Source organism: Streptomyces sp. NPDC048171 (assembly GCF_043202655.1).
Classification (GTDB): domain Bacteria; phylum Actinomycetota; class Actinomycetes; order Streptomycetales; family Streptomycetaceae; genus Streptomyces.
In genome coordinates, this window is sequence record NZ_JBIDAU010000012.1 from 1 (window position 1) to 21637 (window position 21637).

General features: G+C 71.6%; 21 protein-coding genes and 1 pseudogene. 9 read left to right on the forward strand and 13 right to left on the reverse strand.

Translation table 11 applies throughout. From position 1 onward, the window contains the following. From ACGF3J_RS30370 to ACGF3J_RS30380, 3 genes and pseudogenes are all read right to left on the reverse strand, one after another. Positions 1-224, reverse strand: a pseudogene (locus tag ACGF3J_RS30370) (hypothetical protein); the annotation flags it as partial. A gap of 58 nt (positions 225-282) precedes the next feature. Further along, positions 283-2505: an alpha-N-acetylglucosaminidase gene (locus ACGF3J_RS30375; RefSeq protein ID WP_161326091.1), complete on the reverse strand. Its 2223-nt coding sequence runs from the start codon at positions 2503-2505 to the stop codon at positions 283-285. 79 nt (positions 2506-2584) lie between these two features. After that, positions 2585-2929, reverse strand: a complete 345-nt coding sequence (locus ACGF3J_RS30380; protein ID WP_161326092.1) for an STAS domain-containing protein — start codon at positions 2927-2929, stop codon at positions 2585-2587. Between the two features lie 265 nt (positions 2930-3194). Between ACGF3J_RS30380 and ACGF3J_RS30385 the strand changes: the two genes are divergently transcribed. Continuing rightward, positions 3195-3341, forward strand: coding sequence for a hypothetical protein (locus ACGF3J_RS30385; protein WP_202557408.1), 147 nt, complete (start codon positions 3195-3197; stop codon positions 3339-3341). On the opposite strand, the gene ACGF3J_RS30390 is transcribed toward ACGF3J_RS30385, so the two are convergent. From ACGF3J_RS30390 to ACGF3J_RS30405, 4 genes are all read right to left on the reverse strand, one after another. Next, positions 3306-3722, reverse strand: coding sequence for a DoxX family protein (locus ACGF3J_RS30390; protein WP_161326093.1), 417 nt, complete (start codon positions 3720-3722; stop codon positions 3306-3308). The genes ACGF3J_RS30385 and ACGF3J_RS30390 overlap by 36 nt on opposite strands. Before the next feature lie 140 nt (positions 3723-3862). Next, complete coding sequence (locus tag ACGF3J_RS30395; RefSeq protein ID WP_161325931.1) at positions 3863-4720, reverse strand: family 16 glycosylhydrolase; 858 nt, start codon at positions 4718-4720, stop codon at positions 3863-3865. 104 nt (positions 4721-4824) lie between these two features. Further along, positions 4825-6018 carry a glycoside hydrolase family 64 protein gene (locus tag ACGF3J_RS30400; protein WP_161325930.1) on the reverse strand — a complete coding sequence of 398 codons (1194 nt, stop codon included), beginning with the start codon at positions 6016-6018 and terminating at the stop codon, positions 4825-4827. A 140-nt stretch (positions 6019-6158) separates the two neighbouring features. Further along, on the reverse strand, positions 6159-6566 hold the full coding sequence (locus ACGF3J_RS30405) for a hypothetical protein (protein ID WP_161325929.1): 408 nt from the start codon (positions 6564-6566) through the stop codon (positions 6159-6161). Positions 6567-6828: 262 nt separating this feature from the next. On the opposite strand from ACGF3J_RS30405, the gene ACGF3J_RS30410 reads away from it, so the two are divergent. The 3 genes from ACGF3J_RS30410 to ACGF3J_RS30420 all read left to right on the forward strand — a co-directional run bounded on the left by ACGF3J_RS30410 (position 6829) and on the right by ACGF3J_RS30420 (position 8839). Beyond that, entirely contained in the window at positions 6829-7704 is an 876-nt protein-coding gene (locus tag ACGF3J_RS30410; RefSeq protein WP_125491164.1) for a helix-turn-helix transcriptional regulator, read from the forward strand. Then, positions 7705-7953, forward strand: a complete 249-nt coding sequence (locus tag ACGF3J_RS30415; RefSeq protein WP_161325928.1) for a DUF397 domain-containing protein — start codon at positions 7705-7707, stop codon at positions 7951-7953. It begins immediately after the preceding gene. A gap of 70 nt (positions 7954-8023) precedes the next feature. After that, complete coding sequence (locus tag ACGF3J_RS30420) at positions 8024-8839, forward strand: SAM-dependent methyltransferase (protein WP_161325927.1); 816 nt, start codon at positions 8024-8026, stop codon at positions 8837-8839. Positions 8840-8878: 39 nt separating this feature from the next. On the opposite strand, the gene ACGF3J_RS30425 is transcribed toward ACGF3J_RS30420, so the two are convergent. The 4 genes from ACGF3J_RS30425 to ACGF3J_RS30440 all read right to left on the reverse strand — a co-directional run bounded on the left by ACGF3J_RS30425 (position 8879) and on the right by ACGF3J_RS30440 (position 12905). Continuing rightward, a complete protein-coding gene (locus ACGF3J_RS30425; RefSeq protein WP_393855226.1) occupies positions 8879-10489 on the reverse strand; it encodes a VWA domain-containing protein in 1611 nt (536 codons plus the stop codon). Between the two features lie 21 nt (positions 10490-10510). Continuing rightward, a complete protein-coding gene (locus tag ACGF3J_RS30430) occupies positions 10511-11749 on the reverse strand; it encodes an AAA family ATPase (RefSeq protein WP_393855227.1) in 1239 nt (412 codons plus the stop codon). Positions 11750-11844: 95 nt separating this feature from the next. Continuing rightward, positions 11845-12447, reverse strand: coding sequence for a TetR/AcrR family transcriptional regulator (locus ACGF3J_RS30435; protein ID WP_161329203.1), 603 nt, complete (start codon positions 12445-12447; stop codon positions 11845-11847). Between the two features lie 77 nt (positions 12448-12524). After that, complete coding sequence (locus tag ACGF3J_RS30440; protein WP_161329204.1) at positions 12525-12905, reverse strand: MerR family transcriptional regulator; 381 nt, start codon at positions 12903-12905, stop codon at positions 12525-12527. A gap of 122 nt (positions 12906-13027) precedes the next feature. Here ACGF3J_RS30440 and ACGF3J_RS30445 point away from each other — a divergent pair, with 122 nt between their 5' ends. The 5 genes from ACGF3J_RS30445 (at position 13028) to ACGF3J_RS30465 (ending at position 19156) form a co-directional block, all read left to right on the forward strand. Beyond that, positions 13028-14101 carry an alkene reductase gene (locus ACGF3J_RS30445; protein WP_161329205.1) on the forward strand — a complete coding sequence of 358 codons (1074 nt, stop codon included), beginning with the start codon at positions 13028-13030 and terminating at the stop codon, positions 14099-14101. Between the two features lie 116 nt (positions 14102-14217). Continuing rightward, positions 14218-14919, forward strand: a complete 702-nt coding sequence (locus tag ACGF3J_RS30450; protein WP_161329206.1) for a hypothetical protein — start codon at positions 14218-14220, stop codon at positions 14917-14919. Positions 14920-15136: 217 nt separating this feature from the next. Next, a complete protein-coding gene (locus ACGF3J_RS30455; RefSeq protein ID WP_161330614.1) occupies positions 15137-15805 on the forward strand; it encodes a sigma-70 family RNA polymerase sigma factor in 669 nt (222 codons plus the stop codon). A 69-nt stretch (positions 15806-15874) separates the two neighbouring features. Next, on the forward strand, positions 15875-17200 hold the full coding sequence (locus ACGF3J_RS30460) for a phosphatase PAP2 family protein (RefSeq protein WP_161330613.1): 1326 nt from the start codon (positions 15875-15877) through the stop codon (positions 17198-17200). Positions 17201-17371: 171 nt separating this feature from the next. Continuing rightward, on the forward strand, positions 17372-19156 hold the full coding sequence (locus tag ACGF3J_RS30465; RefSeq protein ID WP_161330612.1) for an FAD-binding dehydrogenase: 1785 nt from the start codon (positions 17372-17374) through the stop codon (positions 19154-19156). 13 nt (positions 19157-19169) lie between these two features. On the opposite strand, the gene ACGF3J_RS30470 is transcribed toward ACGF3J_RS30465, so the two are convergent. Both ACGF3J_RS30470 and ACGF3J_RS30475 read right to left on the reverse strand, forming a co-directional pair. Further along, positions 19170-19844: a hypothetical protein gene (locus ACGF3J_RS30470; RefSeq protein ID WP_161330611.1), complete on the reverse strand. Its 675-nt coding sequence runs from the start codon at positions 19842-19844 to the stop codon at positions 19170-19172. Between the two features lie 122 nt (positions 19845-19966). After that, positions 19967-21487 (reverse strand): catalase, encoded by a 1521-nt coding sequence (locus ACGF3J_RS30475; protein ID WP_161330610.1) that lies wholly within the window; start codon positions 21485-21487, stop codon positions 19967-19969. Positions 21488-21637 lie beyond the last annotated feature (150 nt).

The window sequence follows — 21637 nt, forward strand, 5'->3', positions numbered from 1 at the left end:
GCGCGTTGGGTGACGGCGAGGTCGATGGCGGCGGCGGTGTTCTCGGGTGCCATGCCGGAGGAGCCGCGGTGGGCGATGACGTCGGGGTCGCCGGGGTCGCCGGGCGCGGCGTGTGCGGTGGTCGTCGTCAGGGCCAGAGCCAGACCGCTCAGCACGGCCACGACGGCACCCGCACGTCTGGCCGAGCGTCTGCCGTCCGGTTCCGAGAGCACGGTGAAGCGCATGCGCGGTCCTTCCCTCGTAGCTCGGTGCGGGACTGTTCGTGACGAACGTGACGTACCGTCAGCGGCCCGCGGGGGCGGGCAGGGCGGCGAGGACCGCGGTGGCCGCGGCCACGGGGTCGCCCGAGGGATGGACGGGGTAGCGGTCGCGCTCCTGGTTCCAGGCGTTCTCCAGCGCGAACCAGTCGACGGCGGACGGAGGGCGGCCGGTGACCAGCGCCGCGTCGAGGGAGTCGAGGTACGTCGTCCATCGCATCGCGTAGAAGTCGCGGACGAGCCCCGACCACTCCCGGTTGGCGTAGTCCCGCAGCCCGCCGGTGTCGCTGCCGGAGCGGTGCCCCCAGGTGGTGAGGATCGAACGGGCGTCGAACTCGGCGGCGGCCCGCTCGGCCGGCGTGCGGCCCCAGGACTTGGCGTCCTCCAGCCACGGCCCGAGGAGGAACCGGGTGTCGGTCGCCAGCAGCCGGTCGAGGAGCGCCAGGTCGCCCTTCCACTCCGCGGCCAGCGCACGGAAGCGGGACAGGTCCTTGGCGTCGTAGGCCGTCTTGATCTCCGGGAGCAGCGACCGGCTGCGGTTGGCCAGCGCCTGACGGGCGACGTCCACCAGGTCGAAGCGGTAGGCGTCGGTCGCCCGCAGCGACGGTGAGACCTGCAGCAACTCGGCCAGCGCCTCCCGCACGGTGGCCGGGTCGTAGCGCATCGCGCCGGGGCTCCAGCTGGCCGCCGTGGTCGCGTTCAGCCGGGGACGGGCGGTGAACAGGCTGTCCTGCGCCTCGCTCCAGGTACCGGAGGGCGTGCTGTACGGGCCCGTGCGCAGCAGCTCCCAGGCGCGGGCCGCGTGCGGGTTGGGGCCGCCGTAGCGGCGGGACGCGTAGTCGGCGAACCAGGCCCGCTGGTCCACCGGGTCCGTCCGCCAGGCCAGTTCGGTGAACAGCTCGTAGGCGACCGGGTTGCCGCCGGTGCCCTCGGGCAGGTAGGCGATGCCCGCAAGGGTGCTGCCGGGCTTGGTGCGCCACTGGTCGAAACGCTCGGCCCAGACCGCCGTGTTGGCGCCGATGGTGGTGTGGCCGCCGAAGTTGGGGATGGTGCCGAAGGCGTAGGGCGCGCCGTGCCAGGTGGTCTCCCGGTCGAGCCCGTTGTAGCGGTCGGACAGCCCGTCGACGATGAGCAGCCTGCTCTTGTCGACGGCGTCGATGATCTCCGGCGAAGGGTTCTTCTGCCAGCCGATCAGGGTCCAGACGGCACCGGGACGGGCGGTCTGCAGAGCGTCCATCACCGCCCGGGCGGCGTCCCCGACCGGCACGTTCCCCGGTCGGCCGCCCTCGTGCAGCAGGTCCATCTTGAACATCGACGAGTCGCCGAACAGCTCACGCTGGTGGCGGTAGAAGGAGGCGGCGACCCGGCCGAAGACCTCGCTGCGCGGATCGAGCCAGTCGGGCCGCTGGAAGCCGACCCAGTCGCCCTGCGGGACGACCGGCCCGGTGGGGTTGCGTTCCGTGAATCCCGGGGGCACCGTGCCGAAGTAGCCGGGCAGCACCGGGGTCATGCCGAGCCGTCGCAGCCGGTCCGCGATCCGGCGCCCGAGGCCGGCGCGGTCCTGGAGAAGCCGCTCGGAGACCGGACCGGCGAAGCCGGACATGTTCTGCATCAGCCACCACGGCTGGTGCGCCGGACCGGGGATCCAGGACCTCAGCTCCTTGCCGGAGTACCCGAACTCCTGGAACGTCTGGTGGTAGACGGCGTCGGCGCCCATCTGCACGAAGACCTCGTTCACCCCGTGCAGGGCGAGCAGGTCGATCTGCCGTTCGTACGAGGCCCAGTCGCGGTAGGCGCCGGAGTAGCCGTCGTCGGTGTCGTTGAGCGCGAAGCGGTGCGGCACCGACGCCTGCCGGTGGACGGTCCCGGTGGGCGCCGGGAGCGTGTGCGGCAGCTTCGCCGTACTCCGCCCCGGCCACCCGAGGTCCACCTTCGCCGTGTGCTTGAGGTACCAGTTGACGCCGCTGAGGATCACCGCCGGGCTGGTGCCCCGGACGCGCACCTGGCCCGCTTGGCCGGAGACGCTGAAGTAGTCGCCCGACGCGGGGCGGGCTGCCGGGACCAGGCTGAACTGCGAGACATGGCGGGGGAGCAGGCGGGCGAGTGCCGCCCTGGCGGGCTGTGTGGCGAAGGCGGGCCCGCCCGGTGGGGAGGAGGCCGCGGAAGAGGTGCCGGGGGTGAGAGCCGTGGTGAGAAGGAGGAGGGCGGTGGCTGCGTGGGCGGCAGCCCAGGGTCTGAGGCCTCTCACAGGTCACCTCTGTGGGGGTTGTCGAGGGGATGCTGGTGAATATGGGGCCGGCGGAGCCCACCGTCAAGAAGACATCCGGTCAGGACGTACGTCTCGCCTGGTACACCGAGTCGTAGATGGGGAAGACGTGGCGCAGCCCGGTCAGCGCGAAGAGCTGCTTGGTGTGGGCGTCGGTGATGACCAGTTTCAGCTCGCCGCGGACGGCCTGGACCCGTTTGAGGGCGCCGACCAGGACGCCCAGGCCCATGGAGTCGATGAACGACACCCCGCGCAGGTCGATGACGAACCGGCGGAGTCCGTCCGCGAGCCGCTCGATCATGTGCTGTTTGATCGTGGGCACGGTGTACACGTCCACCTCGCCGCGGATCTCCACGACGGTCCAGACGTCGACATCGCTGTAGTTGATCTCGATCGGAGGTTCCATACGGACCCAACGGCGATGTCATGGGCAGAGGTTGCGCCGCACATTCGTTCTGCATATGCATGAACGGTTGGCCAAAGGATCACCTGAGGTGCAGGTGAGGGTCACGGTGCGGCGTGCGGGAAGGGGTTCGGGTCACCCCCGGAACGCCTGTTCGAAATTGTGCACGGTTGCCGGGGCCCCCGCCCCCGCCGTGCGCGTTCCGCCATTCGGGGTCATCCTGGTAGCCGGGCCACGAAGCCCACAGACCGACCTACCGGGAGGTCCTGTGATTCTGCTCGCGCTTCTCCTACCGGTCGTGATGATGGCCTTCCTCTTCGCCGCCGACGCGCTCGAGGATCTGATCTTCCCGCCCCCGGCCACCCCGGAGGACGACGCCTCAGGCGCCGCCGGGGCCACGACCACCTCGCCCTGACAGGGCCAGGGCACCCGGCCCGAAGAAGACCAGCAGCAGGAAGCCCCAGCAGAACAGCGCCGGGGACAGTCCGCCGTTCTGGAGCGGGAAGAGGCCGTCCTGCTGGTGCTCGGTGAAGTAGGCGAACGCCATGATCCCCGAGCCGATGAACGCCGCACCGCGCGTGGCCGCGCCGACCAGGACGAGGGCGCCGGCCACCAGCTCGATCACCCCGGCGTACCAGAACGGCCAGTCGCCCACGGGGCTGGCCGGCCGGTCCAGCAGCCCGAAGACCGTCGCGGCGCCCTCACTGGTGAACAGCAGGCCCAGGACGATGCGGAACAGGCCGAGGACCAGGGGCTGCTGCCTGGTCAGCCGGTCGTTCAGGCGTGCGGTGCTCATCGGTGGGCGCTCCCTCGGGTCGTGCGGCGTGCGGCCGCGCACGACGCGGCCGTAGGGAGTACGGGACTACTCCCGTACTCCCTACGTGCGGGCGCGGCGATCGACTCAACGCCGGCCCGGAAAGGCGGAACCCCCGGCCGTCAGCCGTCGCTCGTGGTCACCTTCACCTCGTCGACGACCAACTGCTGCGGGAAGGTGGTCGAGCCGTCGGGGTCGCCCGGCCAGTAGCCGCCGACCGCGAGGTTCAGGATGAGGAAGAACGGCTTGTCGAAGACCCACTGGTTGCCGTTGAGATCGGCCGGTGTGCGCGTCTGGTACACGTTGCCGTCGACCGACCAGGTGATCTTCTCCGGGGCCCAGTCCACCGCGAAGGTGTGGAAGGCGTCCGCGAAGGCCTCGCCGTTCGGCAGGGTGTAGCCCGCGCCGATGCCGCCCGAGCCGGAGTAGCCGGGGCCGTGGATGGTGCCGTGGACGGTCGAGGGCTCGAAGCCGACGTTCTCCATGATGTCGATCTCGCCCGAGTTGGGCCAGCCGACCTCGCCGATGTCCTGGCCCAGCATCCAGAACGCGGGCCAGATGCCCTGCCCGCGCGGGATCTTCATCCGGGCCTCGACGTGCCCGTAGGTGGCGGTGAACTTGCCCGAGGTGTTGAGCCGCGCGGAGGTGTACTCGCACGACCCGTACCAGCACTGGTAGTTGCCCGGGTTCTCGCGGCGGGCCTCGATCACCAGGTTGCCCTGTCCGTCGAGCTTCGCGTTGTCGGTTCCGGGCGTGTAGTACTGCCGCTCGTGGTTGTTGACGTTGTCGCCGGTCTCCAGCTGCCACTTGGCGGAGTCGACACCGGACCCGGCGGGTCCGTCGAAGGTGTCGGAGAACGTCACGGCCGCGGCGGTCTCCGCCGGGCGGTCCGCGTGCGCGGGCGTGACCGCGGCGGCGGCCACCAGACCGACCGACAGGGTGGTGAGCAGGCAACTGCGGATCAGACGTGGGGAGTTCATGTCTCTCCCTTTCGTGGGCCCGCTCCCACGACGCGGGAGCGGGCACTCGGGTGGGGGGATGGTGGTGCGGTGTGGACTGTCCGGGCGCGGGTGGGACCGGCCGGTCAGCCGAAGGACTCCAGGGTGATCGCCGCGTCCTTGGGGTCGCCGTCGTGCACCAGCGACTCGTGGGCCCCGACGTCGTCGAACGCGAAGGCGTACGCCTTCCCGTCCTGCATCTGCGCGTGGATCAGGCGGGCGTAGTGGTTGGTGACGCCGTCCTGGTAGAAGCCCGAGGCGTCGGCGTCCGGCTGCTCCGAGTTGGTGAGCAGCGTCGACCGGTTGTAGGCGGCGCACAGGGTCCGCGAGATGGGGCCGCGCACCATGTCGTTGGGTGCGTCGAGCTTGTTGTAGCAGCCGAAGACGGAGTCGGAGTCCGGCTTCTCGAAGGAGGTCACCACGGCACCGGAGCCGTCGGTGAAGTCCATCCGGTCCCCGTTGACCTTGCCGGAGAACTTGGTGTCCGGCTGGTCCTTGAACGGTGTGACCGTCAGCGTGTCGGTGGCGTACTTGCTCCAGACACGGTCGATGTAGTCGTCCATCACCCCGGCGGGCAGGTCGCCGGAGCCTGTGCCGTGACCGGGGGCGAGCACGCGCAGCGGCGTTCCGTCGGCGCGGTTCTGGACCAGCCCCTCCCAGCCGCCGCCCTGCTGGGCGAGTCCGTCGGCCACGGCCTTGTAGCCGCCGGGCTTCAGCGAACCGGTGTGCTTGGTCGAGCCGTCACCCGCGGTGAGACCGACGGAGTAGGGGGCCGAGAACATGTCCACCTGGGTGGAGTTGATCCACAGACCGGAGTCGTTGAGCGTGTACTCCGTCCAGTTGAACAGGGTGTCGTGGTTGGGGTCGTCGGCGTTCTGCACGGCGGGCTGGACGAGCCCGCCGTCGGCGAGCCGGAAGTCCAGCTTCTGGCCGTAGGAGAAGTAGACGCGGCCCGAGAACTTCGGAAGCCGAACGGTCTTTGACCCGCCGTTTGCGGGGCCGGCGAAGGACGCGTCGGGGGCCGGGACCGGCGGGGCGCCACCGGCCGGCCAGGCGTGGAAGGTTCCGTTCTCGTCGGCGTAGCCCTGCTTGCCGGAGGCCAGTTCGGTGCCGATCACGTACACGTGGACCTGTTCGCCGCTGCCCGAGTCGTTCTTCAGGGTGAGCGGGATCGTGTCCGGCACGGCCGAGGCCGGTTCGGCCGGCCCTGTGACGACGGCGACGGCGCCGAGGGACGCCGCGACGGCCAGGGACGCCGTCAGCTTGCGTGGGGAAAGCACACGGTCCTCCTTGGTGTGGGGGGACTTGCAACGTTGTAGTGCTCCCCTGTACATGTCAATAAGATGAACGAAATGAATCGGAGGAAGGCGCTCCAGCTTCGGAAGATGAACCGGAATCCGTCCCGGCGGCCCGCGTCCCTTCAGGGGGTCAGGGACCAGCGCGGCGTCACCCCGGCGAGCCGGCAGACGAGGAAGTACAGCGGTATGGGCGCGGTGTACGGCGAGTCGCCGTCGGGTCCGTGGACCATGCGGGGACCGGAGGCCGGGGTCTGTGCCCGCGCGCGGGTCCAGGAAGGGTCGCCGCTCACGTAGAGGGCGCCGTGCGGCCACGCGACCCCGATGTCGGAGCCCGACGGCACGATCCACCACCAGCGCCCCCGGTCGGCGAAGACGCAGCCCGCCCGGGGCAGGCGGGCCAGGATGCGCTCGCCGTGGTCCGGCGAGGTGCCCACCGCGTCGTGCCCGAGACCGGTACGCAGTCCGGCGGGCAGGGGGAGCGGGGCGAGGGCCGTGGACGGACGTGGATCACGGGTGTGCTGCAGGTCCATGGGGGGTGTCCTTTGGCCGGGAGGGGAGCGCGGTCTGCCGACGCGCACAACCGGCGGATCACCAGGAGAACGTTGTCATGCGAGACCGACCCGGACGTGAAGAAATGGGGCGGTGGAACCACTCTGTCATCCGTCAGCAACCGTACGCAACCGGCAAGTTGAAATTTGCAGCTGAGTGGATGCATGCTCCTCGGACGGGGACGCCCGCCGTGGCAGACTGCGCACCCGGGGCCGGGCGCGCAGCCGCGAAGAAGGAGATGGTGTGACCTCGGAGACCGATTGGGGCGGTGCCCCCTCCGTGCTGCGCATGATCCTCGGCAGACAGCTGGAGGAGTTGCGCACCCGGGCCGGTCTGTCCTTCGAACAGGCCGCCGAGTCGATCGGGGTGAGCCACTCCACGATCCGGCGCATGGAGGCGGCGAAGGTGGCCCGCCTGCGGCTGCCGGACGTGGAGAAGCTGCTCCAGTACTACGGCGTCCGCGACCAGCAGGAGATCGACACCTTCCTGAAGTCGGCCCGCGAGGCCAACAAGCGGGGCTGGTGGCACACCTACCGCGACGTGATGCCGGACTGGTTCGCCGCCTACCTCAGCCTGGAGCAGGCGGCCCTGCACATCCGCGCCTACGAGCCCGAGTTCGTGCACGGACTGCTCCAGACCCCGGCCTACGCGCGGGCCCTGCTGAGCGCCGGCAATCCGCACGCCTCCTCCGTCGCCACCGAGCGCCGGGTAGCTCTGCGCATGCGGCGCCAGGAGATCCTCACCCGCCCCGAGCCGCCCCGGCTGTGGGTCGTCATGGACGAAACGGTCCTGCGCTGGCCCGTCGGCGGCGCCGAGGTGATGCGGGAGCAGGTGGACCACCTGATCGAGGTGGGCCGGCTGCCCAACGTCACGCTCCAGATCATGCCGTTCGCCCAGGGCCCCCACCCCGCGATGCGGGCCGGCGCGTTCCACGTCTTCCGCTTCCGGGCTCCCGAACTCCCCGACATCGTCTACCTCAGCGGTCTCGTGGGCGCCGTCTACCTGGACAAGGGCGACGACGTGGTGGTCTACCGCGAGGCGCTCGACCGCCTGGGCGCCCAGGCGGTACCGGCCCGGAGCACCGAGGAACTCCTCGGCGCGCTACGCAAGGAGCTCTGAATGGACCAGCACCCACAGCACTCCGCCGGCCCCGGGACGCCGTCCCCGGAAACGGGCCCCCACGAGTGGGTCAAGCCGTGGAGCGACGACGCGGGCGGCGCCTGCGTCGAGGTGCGCAGGCTGGGCGACGGGCGGATCGCGTTGCGCCAGTCCGCGGACCCGGACGGCCCCGCGCTGGTCTTCACGCCCCACGAGATGACGCGTTTCCTGGACGGTGTGAAGGCGGGACAGGCCGACTTCCTCTACTGAACGCGCCGGTTGCCGTAGGTTCCACCGAGAGATCACTGGTACCGCACGACTTGACGGAGAGGGGCGGACGTTGTCCGACAGTGGATGGCCGGCCGACCGGATCGACACCGAGCACGCGCACTCGGCCCGGATCTACGACTACATCCTGGGAGGCAAGGACTACTACCCGGCCGACCGGGAGGCGGGCGACGCGATGGCCGCGGAGTGGCCCGCGCTGCCCGTGCACATGCGCGCCAACCGGGACTGGATGAACCGCGCGGTGCGCTGGCTGGCGGAGGAGGCGGGCATACGCCAGTTCCTCGACATCGGCACCGGCATCCCGACCTCACCCAACCTGCACGAGATCGCGCAGTCGGTGGCGCCCGAGTCGCGCGTCGTCTACGTGGACAACGACCCGATCGTCCTCACCCTGTCCCAGGGGCTGCTGTCCAGCACGCCCGAGGGCCGGACGACGTACATCGAGGCGGACTTCCAGCATCCGGAGGACGTCCTCGATTCCGCCGAGTTCCGCAAGACGCTGGACCTGGGCAGGCCGGTGGCGCTCACCGTGATCGCGATCGTGCACTTCGTCCTCGACGAGGACGACGCGGTCGGTATCGTCCGCCGCCTCCTGGAGCCCCTGCCGTCGGGCAGCTACCTGGCGATGACCATCGGCACCGCCGAGTTCGCCCCGGACGAGGTCGGCCGGGTCGCGCGGGAGTACGCGGCCCGCGACATGCCGATGCGGCTGCGCACCCTCGACGAGGCGCACGAGTTCTTCGACGGCCTGGACCTGGTCGAGCCCGGCATCGTCCAGGTGCACAAGTGGCACCCGGACGGCGCGGGGGAGCAGGGCATCCGCGACGAGGACATCGCGATGTACGGCGCGGTGGCCCGCAAGCCGTAACGGGGCGCGGAAGCGGGCGGGACCGGAGGCCCTGGGGCGTCAGATCACGCGGAAGAGGTCGGCGGCGGCGTGCACGTCGGTGAAGTCCTCGACCGAGCGGAGGTTGTCGCACAGGGCCTCCAGGACCGACCCGGCCTCGGCGACCCGCGGGGTGCCGATGGCGACACCGAAGACCCGGAAGCCCAGCAGGCGCTTGGTCTCGTTCCAGTCGCGCATCCACTCCTCGGTGACGCCGCAGTCGTCGTCGGTGAGCATCACGATGTCCCCGCGCCTGCGGGCGGCGTCGTCGAACTCCTCCCGCAGCAGCTCGCCCGCCGCCGACAGGGGCCGCTGGTAGCTGGTGCCGCCGCCGAGGAAGGTCTCCGCGAAGTCGAGGGTCCGGCCGAGGTCGGCGGGCTCGTCGGCGGGGAAGCGGAAGACCTGGAGTCTGTCGGCGGCGGAGAAGAGGATGCCGACGAAGTCGCGTCCCGCCCGGCGGGCCTGGTCCAGCAGCGCCAGGGCGCACGCCTTCGCCCACGCCTCCCGGGTGATCCCGCCGGGCCCGGCCTCGTACATGGAGTGCGAGGTGTCCACGCAGGCGATGACCGCGCCCCGGCCGGTGGCCTGTTCGCCCTGGCTGTCGTAGAGCATCAGCTCCCCGGCGGCGTAGCGTGCGGCGAACACCGCACGCAGTTCCGTCAGGCCGAGATGAGCCAGTTCCGAGGGGATGACACGGGAGAGGTCGTCGCCGAGCGTGACACCGATCAGCTCGCCGGTCGCGTTCTCCACCTTGCGGGCGCGCTCGCCTTCGGCCATCTGCCGGAAGCGGCCGATCAGCTCGGCCCACCGCGCGAGCCGGCTGGTGCGCAGCCGCTCGGCGAGCCGGGCGCGCCGTTCGAAGGGCATCCGCTCCAGCTCGCCGGAACCGACGCCCCAGGCCCGCATCAGCGCGGCCTCCTCCCGGGCGGCCGCCACGGCCTTCGCCACCCCGCCGCGCGCGGCGGCGGGCATCCCCGGAAGCGGCACGGCGAGCGCCTCACCGGCCATTTGGGCGGTCTGCCGGGCGTGGGCCCGAGCGCTCTCCATCGCTCGTTCTACGGCGTCGGCGGCCGGACCGGGCACGGTGCCGTCCTCGCCGGCCTCGTCGGCGGCACGCCGGAGCGCCTCGGCGACGGCGGTGGCCGCGTCCTCGGCGTCCCCGCGGGCCCGGCCCGCCCGCTCCGCGCGGTCCTGCGCGTCCCCGGAGTCGTCCAGCATCCGCCGCAGCGCACCGGCCTGGGCGAGTACGGCCATGGCGGCGGCGTATGCGTCGCCGGCCGTCTCGCGGTGCAGTTCGGCGAAGTGCGGCGACTCCAGCAGGGCCTCTACGACACGGTGGTTGACCAGCCGGGTGGGGTCCATCTCGCCGGGTTCGCGCAGGCGGGGGCCGACTCGGTAGGCGGCCAGGAACGCGTCGGTCAGCAGGTCGGTGGCGTGCGCGTGGCGCTCGCCCAGTTCCGCGGCCAGGTCGCGCAGGGCGGGCGACTGCTCGTAGGTGTCGCGCCAGGCCATCCGGTCGAAACGGTCGGCCACCACGGCTGTGGTGTGGCGTGCGGGAGGGGTGGCCGACCCGGTCAGCCATGGCGCGGCCCGGGCCGCCAGACCCTCGAGTCGGGCCGGGATCTCGTCCACGGTCCTGATCGCCCCTCGTCCTCAGAGCCGGGACCGCACCGTACTCGCGTCCACGCCGAGGGCCTCGGTGAGCACCCGGGCGCGGACGGCGCGCTGGCGGCCGGTGACCCGGTCGATGGCGGCGGTGGAACGGCCGGCCACTACCGCCTCCTCCCGCAGTTTCTCCAGCCGGGTACCGGCTGTGGCGAGCTGGTTGTGGGCCTTCTTGATGACCCACTCGCTCAGCGCCTCGCGGGACTGCCCGGCCATGGCGTCGAGCTGGGTCTCCAGTTCGTCGATGGTGTCGGCGAGGTCCAGGGCCTCGCGGGCGTCGGGGTTCACCAGGTGCAGCACCTCGCGTTCGACCGTCGGGCGTTCGGCGGGGGAGTGCCACAGCACATGGGTCAGCACCGACAGGTCGCTCTCGCCGACCGAGCTGCGGCCGTCGAGGTAGGCGGAGGCCTGGAGCAGGCCCACCGCCTGCCGCCAGCGCCGGTCGGAGGCGACCAGTTCCTTGCGGCGCAGGGCCGCGCGCAGCGTGCACACCGCGTCCACGATCGCGTCGGGGACGTCGACGGCCGGGACGGCCCCGGTCACGGCGTCCTGCAGCGCGGCCAGCTCCACCGTGGTCCGCGGCGGCGGGGCCGGTCTGCCGACGGCGGAGCGGACCAGCGCGGCGAAGTTCGAGGGGTCCTCCAGGTACGAGACCTCGATCCGTACCAGAAGCCGGTCGTAGATGGCGGCCGAGTCCTCTCCGGCGGGCAGTTCGTTGCTCGCCGTGATGGCCCCGATGAGCGGGCAGCGGACGGGCTCTCCGCCGCTCTCGGGGTGGTAGATCCGTTCGTTGAGGTAGCCCAGCGTCTCGTTCAGCGCCGCCGTGGAGCACTTGAAGATCTCGTCGATGAACGCGACGTGCGCGGTCGTGGCGCGACCCTCGTAGACCTGGCGGTACTCGCCCCGGGACAGCGCGGCGACGTCGATCGGGCCGAACATCCGTGTCGGCGCCGTGAACTTCGACAGCAGGATCTCCCAGTACGACGCCCCCTCGATCCTGCCCGTGAGTTCCCGGGCCAGCTCGGACTTCGCCGTCCCGGGCGGGCCCAGTATCAGGGAGTGCCGGCCCGCCAGCAGTGTCACCAGCAGCGTCCGCACCACGTCGGCCCGTTCGTAGAAGCGGTCCGACAACTCCTCGCCGATCGCGCGGAGTCGCCGGGCCGTGTCCAGGGCGTCTTCCTGCGCGCCGGGCGCGGCCGGATGGTCCCGCGCGTCCTGTGGGCCCATCGCCGACTCCTTGCCTGTCACGTCCGGGGGCTGGCAGGCCGGAGCCTATCCCGCGCCCGCGACGAGTGATCCGGACGCCTGTGATGCGGACGGCTTCAGGCCGACGGGCGCTGTGGGCGTGCTCCTTCACCGCCGGTCGGCCAGGTGCGCAGCAGGGAGTCCAGCGCGTTGAGGATCTCCGTCCAGCTCTCCTGCGAGTCGGGTGCGCTGTGGCTGAAACCCCCGGCGGTCTCCAGGCCGACGTATCCGCTGAAGACGCTGCCCAACAGGCGTACGGCGTGCGTCTGCTGAGGTTCGGCCAGGTCGTACCCGCGCAGGACGGCCCGCGACATCTGGGCGTGCCGCGCGCCGGCGCTCGACGCCGCCGCCTCGGGATCGAGGCGGAACCGCGCGGCGGCGAAACGGCCCGGGTGCCGGAGCGCGTAGTCGCGGTAGGCGTTGGCGAAAGCGGTCAGCGCGTCCTTGCCCGCCCGTCCGGCCACCGCCTCGGAGACCAGGTCGGCCAGCTCCTCGAGAGCGAACAGCGCGATGCCGGTCTTGAGTTCGTGGGCGTTCTTCACGTGCGAGTAGAGACTCGCCGTGCGTACCCCGAACCGCCGGGCCAGCTCCGTGGGCGTGGTGTGTTCGAACCCGATCTCGTCGGCCAGCTCCGCCCCCGCCCTGAACAGGGTCTCCGTCGTCAGTCCTGCCCGCGCCACACTCGTCCTCCACGTCACCTGCCGAGCAACCGTAGAAGATTATGAGTGTGCCTAACGCGATTAGGCAACCTGTGGGGTCAGTGGTGCGTCGCCGTCGCCCAGTGGGTCTCCCGGTACTCGCGCGCCCCGGCCATCAGCGCGTTGAGCGCGTCCCGGGTGCTGATGAGTTCCGCGATGTGCTCGGACAGCCGGTCGCGCTCCTGTGCCATGCGCTCCAGGGCCGCGTCGGAGTTGTCCTCGCTGGGCGAGTCGACGCACGGCAGCAGTTCGGCGATGGTGCGGCTGGACAGACCCGCCGCGTAGAGCCGCTGGAGGAACCTGACCCGCTCGACCTCGTGGTCCGTGTAGTGGCGCTGGCCGCTCGGGCTGCGGGTGCTGGTCAGCAGTCCCTGGTCCTCGTAGTAGCGGACGGACCGCACGCTGACCCCGGCCCGTGACGCCAGCTCCCCGATGCGCATGCCGTACTCCCGACTGCTCGCTGTGATCCGCGACACAGACCCTTGCCTCTGACGTCAGTGTCAGGTTCTAGCGTAGCCGCCGTGCCCGACATCCGGGCCCCGCGCGACCAAGGAGTTCCGACGTGACGTCCCTCTTCGACAGCTACCCGCTCGGTGAACTGACCCTGCCCAACCGGATGGTGATGGCCCCGATGACGCGCGTCCGCGCCGCGGCGGGCGGGCTGGCCACGCCGTCGATGGCGACGTACTACGCCCAGCGCGCCTCGGCCGGACTGATCGTCTCCGAAGGCGTCCAGCCGAGCCTCGTCGGACAGTCCAATCCGGGTACGCCCGGGCTGTACACCGACGAACAGGTCGCCGCCTGGCGCCCGGTGACCGGCGCCCTGCACGCCAACGGCGGACGGATCTTCGCCCAGATCATGCACGGGGGGCGCGTCTCGCACCCGGACACCACGGGCATGCGGCCCGTCGGCCCCTCGGCCGTCCCCGCCGTCGGGCAGGTGTTCACCCCGGCCGGCCCCCAGGAGGCGCCGACTCCGCGCGCCCTGGAGACCGCCGAGGTGCCCGAACACGCCCTCTCCTACGCCGCTGCCGCCCGCCGCGCCGTCGACGCCGGGTTCGACGGGGTCGAACTGCACGGCGCCAACGGCTACCTCATCTCGCAGTTCCTCTCCTCCAACGCGAACCTCCGCACCGACCGCTACGGAGGCCCGGTGGCCAACCGGATCCGCTTCGCCGTCGAGGCGGTGTCCGCGACCGCCGAGGCCGTGGGCGCCCACCGGACCGGCATCCGCCTCTCCCCGGCCGGGACCTTCTGGGGCGTCGAGGAGACCGACGTCCCCGAGTTGTACGCCGAGCTGCTGACCGAACTGGCGCGCCTCGATCTCGCCTACGTCCACGTCGAGGCCACCGCCGAGGAGGAGGTGCTGGTCGGTCTGCGCCGCGCCTGGCCGGGCACGCTCATCATGAACCCGGTGCTGCCGATGGGGCCGAAGCAGGCCGGGCGGGACGAGGCCGACCACTGGCTCGGGCTCGGCGCGGACCTCATCAGCTTCGGCCGCGGGTTCATCGCCAACCCCGACCTGGTCGAGCGGCTGCGCACCGGGCTCCCGGTCGCCCCGGTGGACGAGGACACCTACTACCAGGGCGGCGACGCCGGTTATCTGACCTACCCGGCCTACCAGCACACGGCCTGACAAGCGGTCGCACGCCGGTGTGTGACGTGAATCACGCACCGGCGCGCGGTTCCCGGGCGGGGAAGTTTCGTATCCCTCTCATGACAGCGGGGCTGTGAATGCGAGGATGAGCCGCCATGACTGCTGGGTGGTGCTGCCGCACAACGCGGGCCGCGGTGTTCGCGGCCGTCTGCGTGCTGCTCGCCACCCTCGGGCACGTCCTGATGTCGGGCACCTCCGTGCCCTGGTGGGCCCTCGTCACCGCGGTCACCGTGACCGGCGGTGCGGGATGGTGCCTGGCCGGCCGGGAGCGAGGGGTCCTCCTCGTGTCGTCCGTCGTCGTGGTCGCCCAGACGGCACTGCACGAGTGGTTCTCCTGCGCCCAGCGGCTCACGGCGCCGCCCGCGTCCCCGATGCCCATGGGCGGCGGAGCCCCCGCCCCCGATCACACGGCCGGCATGGCCCACCTGGGCCACGCCATGCATCCCGCCGCGCACGGCGGCTCCGCCGCGGGACCGGCGGGCGCCATGGACTCGACGACCGGCTTCGGCCCGGTCATGGAGGCGATGTCCTCGTCGGGCATGCTCGCCGCCCACCTGCTGGCCGCGCTGCTGAGCGGCCTGTGGCTGGCGTACGGCGAGCGCGCGGTCTTCCGCATCCTGCGGGCCGTCGCCGGATGGCTGGCCGCCCCGCTGCGCCTGGTCCTCACGCTCCCGGTGCCACCGCACCGGCCGCGTCCCGTCCCGCGCCGCGGCCACGCGGCCCACCGGCCGCCGCGACTGCTCCTCGTTCACGCGATCACTTCTCGGGGTCCGCCCGCGGGGACCGCTGTCGTCTGAGACAGCCGGTCCCCCGACCGCGCCGGGCGTTGTACGCCGGGCCGGACCGGGCGCCGGACGTACACCGCCCCGCGGGTGCGTCCGCCACTCCCACCCCACCACCGGGCCCCCGCCGCGCACTCCGCGCCGCCGGGTCCGGAATCCGGACGTACGCGCACGCGGTGCCGCATGCCGCGCGTCGTGTGCCGGCACTCCGGACTCACGAGAAGGACAGCCTGTGATCAGTCCTGCCCCCTCCGCCGTCCCCGACCGGTCGGCGCGCGCCGCGAGAGCACGTCAGGAGCGGACGTCCGCCGACGAGTCGGCGGCGCTCTGGGCGACGGCCGTCCGCGGCGGCGACCCGCGGGCCGTGGAGAACCTCGTCCGAGCCCACCAGCGGGACGTCCGCCGCTTCGTCACCCACCTCGGCGCCGACCCCCAGTCTGCCGACGACCTCGCCCAGGACACCTTTCTGCGGGCGCTCGGCAGCCTGCACCGTTTCGAGGGCCGCTCGTCCCCCCGCACCTGGCTGCTGGCCATCGCCCGCCGCGCGGTGATCGACAGCTACCGGCACGCGTCCGCCCGGCCCCGGCTGCTGGCCACCGAGGACTGGGAGACCGCCGCCGAGTGTGCCCAGGAACACGGGCTGCCGGGATTCGACGACGGCATCGCCCTGGCCGAACTCCTCGACGCGCTGCCGCCCGACCGGCGCGAGGCCTTCGTCCTCACCCAACTCGTCGGTGTCTCCTACGCGGAGGCCGCCGAACTCATCGGCTGCCCGGTCGGCACGGTCCGCTCCCGCGTGGCCCGCGCCCGCGAGGCGCTGATCCGGTCCCTCGGCGAGGCCGAACGCGGCGGGCCGCCGGACGCACAACGGGCGATCAGGTCCCGCACAGCCTGCCGTTAGCATGTTCGAACTCGTGACGATCGCCATGAGTGACCCGTTTGTCCGACCACTAGCAATCAGGCCAAATAATTGAAAACCATACCGACACGAATATCCGCGCGAACGACGCTCTGGGCCGCGGCGGGTGTGGCGACCCTCGGGTTCCTCATCGCGCTGGAGTTCGCCGCGCGCCACTACGGCGAGCCGGGGCCGATCACCCAGCAGGCACGCGAGGTGGTCTTCGCCCCGGATTCCGGGCCGCTGCTCTACGCGGGGCTCGCGCTGACGATGGTGGTGCTCACCTGGCGGCAGCGGTTCGTCGCGGCCGGTGTGGCGATCGGCGTCGACCTCGTGCTGTGGCCGGTGCGCTGGGCGGTCGGCGCGGACATGAACTTCGGCAACGGCGCCCTGTGGGTGGTCCTGGGCTGCGCGGTCGTCGCCGTCACGCGCCGTACCGGCCGGGAACGGGCGCTGCTGCTGAAGGGTGTCGGGCTGGGGCTGCTGCTGGTGGCCGGGCACAAGACGGGGGACACCTGGCTGCTCATCACGTCGGAGACCCGCCCGGCGGTGCTCGACCCCTATCTGGCGACCGCCGACCACGCGCTGGGCGATCCCTCCTGGCTGGTCGGCCGGGTGGTGGAGGCCACCTCGCCGGTCGGGGGCGGCATCCTGCACGTCGTCTACGGTCAGCTACCGCTGGCGGCGGCCCTGGTCGGCCTGTACCAACTGCGCCACGTGGCGGTCGAGCGCCGCTTCCCGAACCACCATCTCGTCCGCACCTTCCTCGTCATCGGCCTTCTCGGGCCCGCCGTCTACATGATCTTCCCGGTCGTCGGGCCCGTGTACGCCTACGGGGCCGAGGGCGGGCAGTGGGCGGTGGCCAACCTGTGGCCGGACACCCTGCCCTCGATCGGCGCCCCGCACGCGGTGCCGTTCGACGAGATCACCCCGCGCAACTGCATGCCCAGTCTGCACACGGCGTGGGCGACGACGCTCTTCGTCCACTCGCGCAGGGGATCGCGTCCGATGCGGTACGCCGGGACCTTCTGGCTGGTCACCACCCTGACCGCGACGCTGGGCTTCGGCTACCACTACGGGGTGGACCTCATCGCCGGCGTGGTGTTCGCGCTCACCGTCGAGGCGGCGATGCGCGCGTTCGCCCGCGGCTGGGACCGCTCGGCCGTCCGGCTGGTCGCCCACGGGACGACGGTGTTCGCGGTGCTGCTGGTCTCGTACCGCCTGCTCCCGGAGGAGATGGCCGCGTACCCGTGGGTGGCCGGACCGCTGCTCCTCCTCGCGATGGCGTCGGTGGTGTTCGGGTACCTGCGGACCACCCGGGCGTGGGAGCCGAAGCCCGAGCCCGCGCGGCAGCCGGAGCCGCCGAGGCCGACCGAGCCGCAGCCCGAACTCGTCTGAGCCGGTGAGCCCCCGCAGGGGTCAACGGATGTACGGGGCAAGGCGGTTCACGAAGACGACGCAGCGCTCTGGTCGTCGGACACCCGCTGGGCTACCGTCGGTAACACCCTGTTGGCGCAGGAGTGACTCCCGTGTCCCTCCGCCCCTCCGTACACCGTCGGAAGGCAGCCCATGCAGAACACGCCGGCACCTGCCGGGATCACTCGCCGCAACGCCCTGACCGTGACCGGGGGAGTGCTCGCGGCGGCGACGCTGGCCCAGGCGATGCCCGCCTTCGCGGCCGAGGACCAGGCGGCGGACGCGATCGTGGTCGGACACGGTCTCGCGGGTCTGGTGGCCACGGCCGAACTCGCCGCGGCGGGCCGCAGGGTGCTGCTCCTCGACCAGGAACCCGAGGCGAGCCTGGGCGGCCAGGCGTTCTGGTCCTTCGGCGGTCTCTTCTTCGTGGACTCCGCCGAGCAGCGCCTGATGGGCGTCAAGGACTCGCGCGAACTGGCCTGGCAGGACTGGCTCGGCACGGCCGGCTTCGACCGGGGCGTCGGCGACCCCTCCGGCCAGGACCACTGGGCGTACAAGTGGGCCGAGGCGTACGTGGACTTCGCCGCCGGCGAGAAGCGGTCCTGGCTCGCCGGGCTGGGCGTGCAGTGGTTCCCGATCGTCGGCTGGGCCGAGCGGGGCGGCGGTCTCGCGGACGGGCACGGCAACTCGGTGCCGCGCTTCCACGTCACCTGGGGGACCGGCCCCGCGGTCGTCGAGCCCTTCGAGAAGAAGGTGCGGGCGGCGCGCGCCGACGGCAAGGTCGCCTTCAAGTTCCGGCACCGGGTCGACGGCCTTGTGACGACCGGCGGCGCCGTCACCGGCGTACGCGGCGCCATCCTCGAACCGAGCACCGCTCAGCGCGGCAAACCCAGCTCCCGCACCGTGGTCGGCGAGTTCGAGTTGCGCGCCCCGGTCGTCGTGGTGACCTCCGGCGGCATCGGCGCGAACCACGATCTCGTCCGGCGGAACTGGCCGGCCCGGCTCGGCACCCCGCCCAAGTCCATGATCACCGGTGTGCCCGCGCACGTGGACGGCCGCATGCTCGCGATCACCGAGGAGGCGGGCGGCCGGATCGTGAACCCGGACCGCATGTGGCACTACACCGAGGGCCTCAGAAACTACGACCCGATCTGGCCCGGCCACGGCATCCGCATCCTGCCCGGGCCGTCGTCCATGTGGTTCGACGCCACCGGCAGGCGCTTCGGCACGCCCGACATCCCCGGCTACGACACCCTGCACACCCTGAAGTCCATCACCGGCACCGGCTACGACTACTCCTGGTTCGTCACCACACAGAAGATCATCGCCAAGGAGTTCGCGCTCTCCGGCTCCGAGCAGAACCCTGACCTCACGGAGAAGAACGTCTGGAAGCTCCTCTCCCGCATCTGGCAGACGCCGGAGCCCATCGAGAAGTTCAAGAAGAACGGCGTGGACTTCGTCGTCGCTACGACCCTGCCCGAACTGGTCCGCGGCATGAACAAGCTGACCGGCGACAACCTGATCGCGCTGGACGGTCTCCAACGCCAGATCGAGGCCCGCGACCGCGAGATCGACAACCCGTACACCAAGGACGTCCAGGTCATGGGCATCCGCAACGCACTGGCCTACCCCGGGGACACGCTCAGCCGGACCGCCTCGGTCCACCGGATCCTGGACTCCGGCGCGGGCCCGCTGATCGCGGTCCGCCTCAACATCCTCACCCGCAAGACCCTCGGCGGCCTCCAGACCGACCTCTCCGGCCGCGTCCTGAACGCCGCGGGCGATCCGGTGCCGGGTCTGTACGCCGCCGGAGAGGTGGCGGGCTTCGGGGGTGGCGGCGTGCACGGCTACCGGTCGCTGGAGGGCACCTTCCTCGGCGGCTGCCTGTTCTCCGGTCGCGAGGCCGGACGCGCCGCGGCCGCCGCGACGGCGACCTGAGGGACGCCCCCCGCTACGTGAGGCGCATCAGCCCGAGGTCCTCGGCCCACGCGTCCAGCACCGCCGCGTGGCCGGCCGCGCGCGCCGCGGTCTCCACCCGGCCGAACAGTTCCCGCTGCACGTCCGCGTCACCGGTCAAGCGTTCCAGTTCCCACTCCAGGTACTTGTTGTAGGGACGCGGACGACGTTCGAGGGCGAACAGCAGTTCCAGCAGGAAGCCGATGCTGTCACCCGCGTCGAGGCGCGCCGCGCGCGGGTGTCCGTCGCGGGCGTTCTTGACCGAGCGGTAGAGGGAGTTCGCGTAGGCGTCCAGCCACTCGGCCGCCACCCGCGACGCCTCCCCGGTGTCGAGCCGCCCCTTCGCGGCCACCATCTCGGCGACACCTCCGTCGAGCCGGTCGAGCACGACCCGGGCCCGGGCGAGCGCGTATCGCTCGAAGCCGCCGAGCCGGCGGAACTCCGCGACCGTCACCACGACGAGATCCAGCCCGGCCGAGCGGAACCCGTCGAGACCGGCGAGCCCGGTGCCGGCCGAGTCGGCCGGCACGACGTACAGATCGTGGTCGGAGTGGCGGGTGGCCATGCCGTCGTGGGCGTGGGACCCCTTGAGGACGAGTCCGACCACATCGGGATCGTCCGTGGCGCGGGCGACGAACGCCGCGTAGGTCATGGGGTGTTGTGCGGACACGGTCCGATCGCCCGGCACCGTAGCGGCCGATCACCGCGTCCGGCAACGCGTTTGTCCGCCGAACGGCGAGCGGGGTGCGCGCCGACCGGCGCGCACCCCGCGTGTCCGACCGCCTCCCGGCGTCAGGCCTTTTCCTGCATGGACCGTCGGGCCGGGTTGCCCTGCTCGGCGGCCTTGGGGTCCTTCTCGTCCGCCTTGGCCCGGACGCCCTTGGCGATGCGGTCGCCGATGGTCTTGTCGATGTTCGACCAGTACTCGAAGGCCCGCTGGAGGACGGGTTCGCTCACCCCGTTGAGGAGGTGACCGACCACGTTGTCGACCAGCCGGTCCCGGGCGGCGTCGTCCATGACCTCGCGGACCAGCGTGCCCGGCTGACCCCAGTCGTCGTCCTCGGCGTGGTCGACGTAGGCGGCGCGGGTGATGGCCCCGTCCGCCTCCCAGCTGGGCGGCGTGCCGAACCGCTCGGTGTCGGCGGCGGGACCGCCCTTGGAGTTCGGCGCGTAGACCGGGTCGCTCGTCTTCCGATAGGCCATCGCCCCGTCCTTGGAGTACGTGTGGACGTCGACGACCGGGGCGTTCACGGGGAGTTGCTGGTAGTTCGCGCCGATCCGGTGGCGGTGGGCGTCGGCGTAGGAGAAGAGCCGGGCCAGCAGCATGCGGTCCGGGCTCGGGCCGATGCCGGGAACCAGGTTGTTGGGCTGGAAGGCGGCCTGCTCGATCTCGGCGTGGTTGTCGGTCGGGTTGCGGTCCAGTGTCATGCGGCCGACCGGGATGAGGGGGTAGTCGCCGTGCGGCCACACCTTCGTCAGGTCGAACGGGTTGAACCGGTAGCCCGCGGCCTCCTCGTACGGCATGACCTGCACGTACAGGGTCCAGCTCGGGAACTCGCCGTCACGGATGTGCTCGAACAGGTCCCGCGTGTGGTAGTCCGTGTCGGCCGCCGCCATCTGGTCGGCCTCGTGCTGCGTGAAGAACTCGATGCCCTGGTCCGTCTTGAAGGTGTACTTCACCCAGAACCGCTCGCCGGCCGCGTTGATCCACATGTACGTGTGGGAGGTGTAGCCGTTCATGTGACGCCAGGTCCGGGGGATGCCGCGGTCCCCCATGAGCCAGGTGACCTGGTGGGCGGACTCCGGTGACAGGGTCCAGAAGTCCCACTGCATGTCGTGGTCGCGCAGGTTGTTGTCCGCCCGGCGCTTCTGCGACCGGATGAAGTGCTGGAACTTCATCGGGTCCTTGACGAAGAACACCGGCGTGTTGTTGCCGACCATGTCGTAGTTGCCCTGGCTGGTGTAGAACTTCACCGCGAAGCCGCGCGGGTCGCGCCAGGTGTCGGGGCTGCCGCGCTCACCCGCCACCGTGGAGAAGCGGATGACCAGGTCGGTCGTCGTCCCCGGCTGGAAGACGGCCGCCTTGGTGTAGGCGCTCACGTCGTGCGTCACCTCGAAGTGGCCGAAGGCACCGCTGCCCTTGGCGTGCGGCTGGCGTTCGGGGATCCGCTCCCGGTTGAACTGCGCCATCTGCTCGATGAGGTAGGCGTCCTGGAGGAGTACCGGTCCTCCCGGGCCGACGGTGAGCGAGTGTTCGTCGCTTTCCACCGGCGCGCCGGAGTCCGTGGTGGTGGCGGGCGTGATGTCCGTCATGAGACTGCCTTTCGTCGTGGAGTGGGTGACGCCCAGGCGCCGCGTGGCACGATCGCGGGGGAGGGGTGCCCTGGAGCGGCCACGCCAATCCGGTCCGGGTACGTCCGGACGGGGGCCTCGCGTGTCTCGCGGCGCCTCTCGCGCCGCTCG

What these genes read in the sequence shown, in the direction of transcription:
- ACGF3J_RS30380 (WP_161326092.1), bottom strand. Translation starts at nt 2,929, where the DNA reads ATGGAACCTCCGATCGAGATCAACTACAGCGATGTCGACGTCTGGACC.
- ACGF3J_RS30390 (WP_161326093.1), bottom strand. Translation starts at nt 3,722, where the DNA reads ATGAGCACCGCACGCCTGAACGACCGGCTGACCAGGCAGCAGCCCCTG.
- ACGF3J_RS30395 (WP_161325931.1), bottom strand. Translation starts at nt 4,720, where the DNA reads ATGAACTCCCCACGTCTGATCCGCAGTTGCCTGCTCACCACCCTGTCG.
- ACGF3J_RS30405 (WP_161325929.1), bottom strand. Translation starts at nt 6,566, where the DNA reads ATGGACCTGCAGCACACCCGTGATCCACGTCCGTCCACGGCCCTCGCC.
- ACGF3J_RS30415 (WP_161325928.1), top strand. Translation starts at nt 7,705, where the DNA reads ATGGACCAGCACCCACAGCACTCCGCCGGCCCCGGGACGCCGTCCCCG.
- ACGF3J_RS30430 (WP_393855227.1), bottom strand. Translation starts at nt 11,749, where the DNA reads ATGGGCCCACAGGACGCGCGGGACCATCCGGCCGCGCCCGGCGCGCAG.
- ACGF3J_RS30440 (WP_161329204.1), bottom strand. Translation starts at nt 12,905, where the DNA reads ATGCGCATCGGGGAGCTGGCGTCACGGGCCGGGGTCAGCGTGCGGTCC.
- ACGF3J_RS30450 (WP_161329206.1), top strand. Translation starts at nt 14,218, where the DNA reads ATGACTGCTGGGTGGTGCTGCCGCACAACGCGGGCCGCGGTGTTCGCG.
- ACGF3J_RS30465 (WP_161330612.1), top strand. Translation starts at nt 17,372, where the DNA reads ATGCAGAACACGCCGGCACCTGCCGGGATCACTCGCCGCAACGCCCTG.
- ACGF3J_RS30475 (WP_161330610.1), bottom strand. Translation starts at nt 21,487, where the DNA reads ATGACGGACATCACGCCCGCCACCACCACGGACTCCGGCGCGCCGGTG.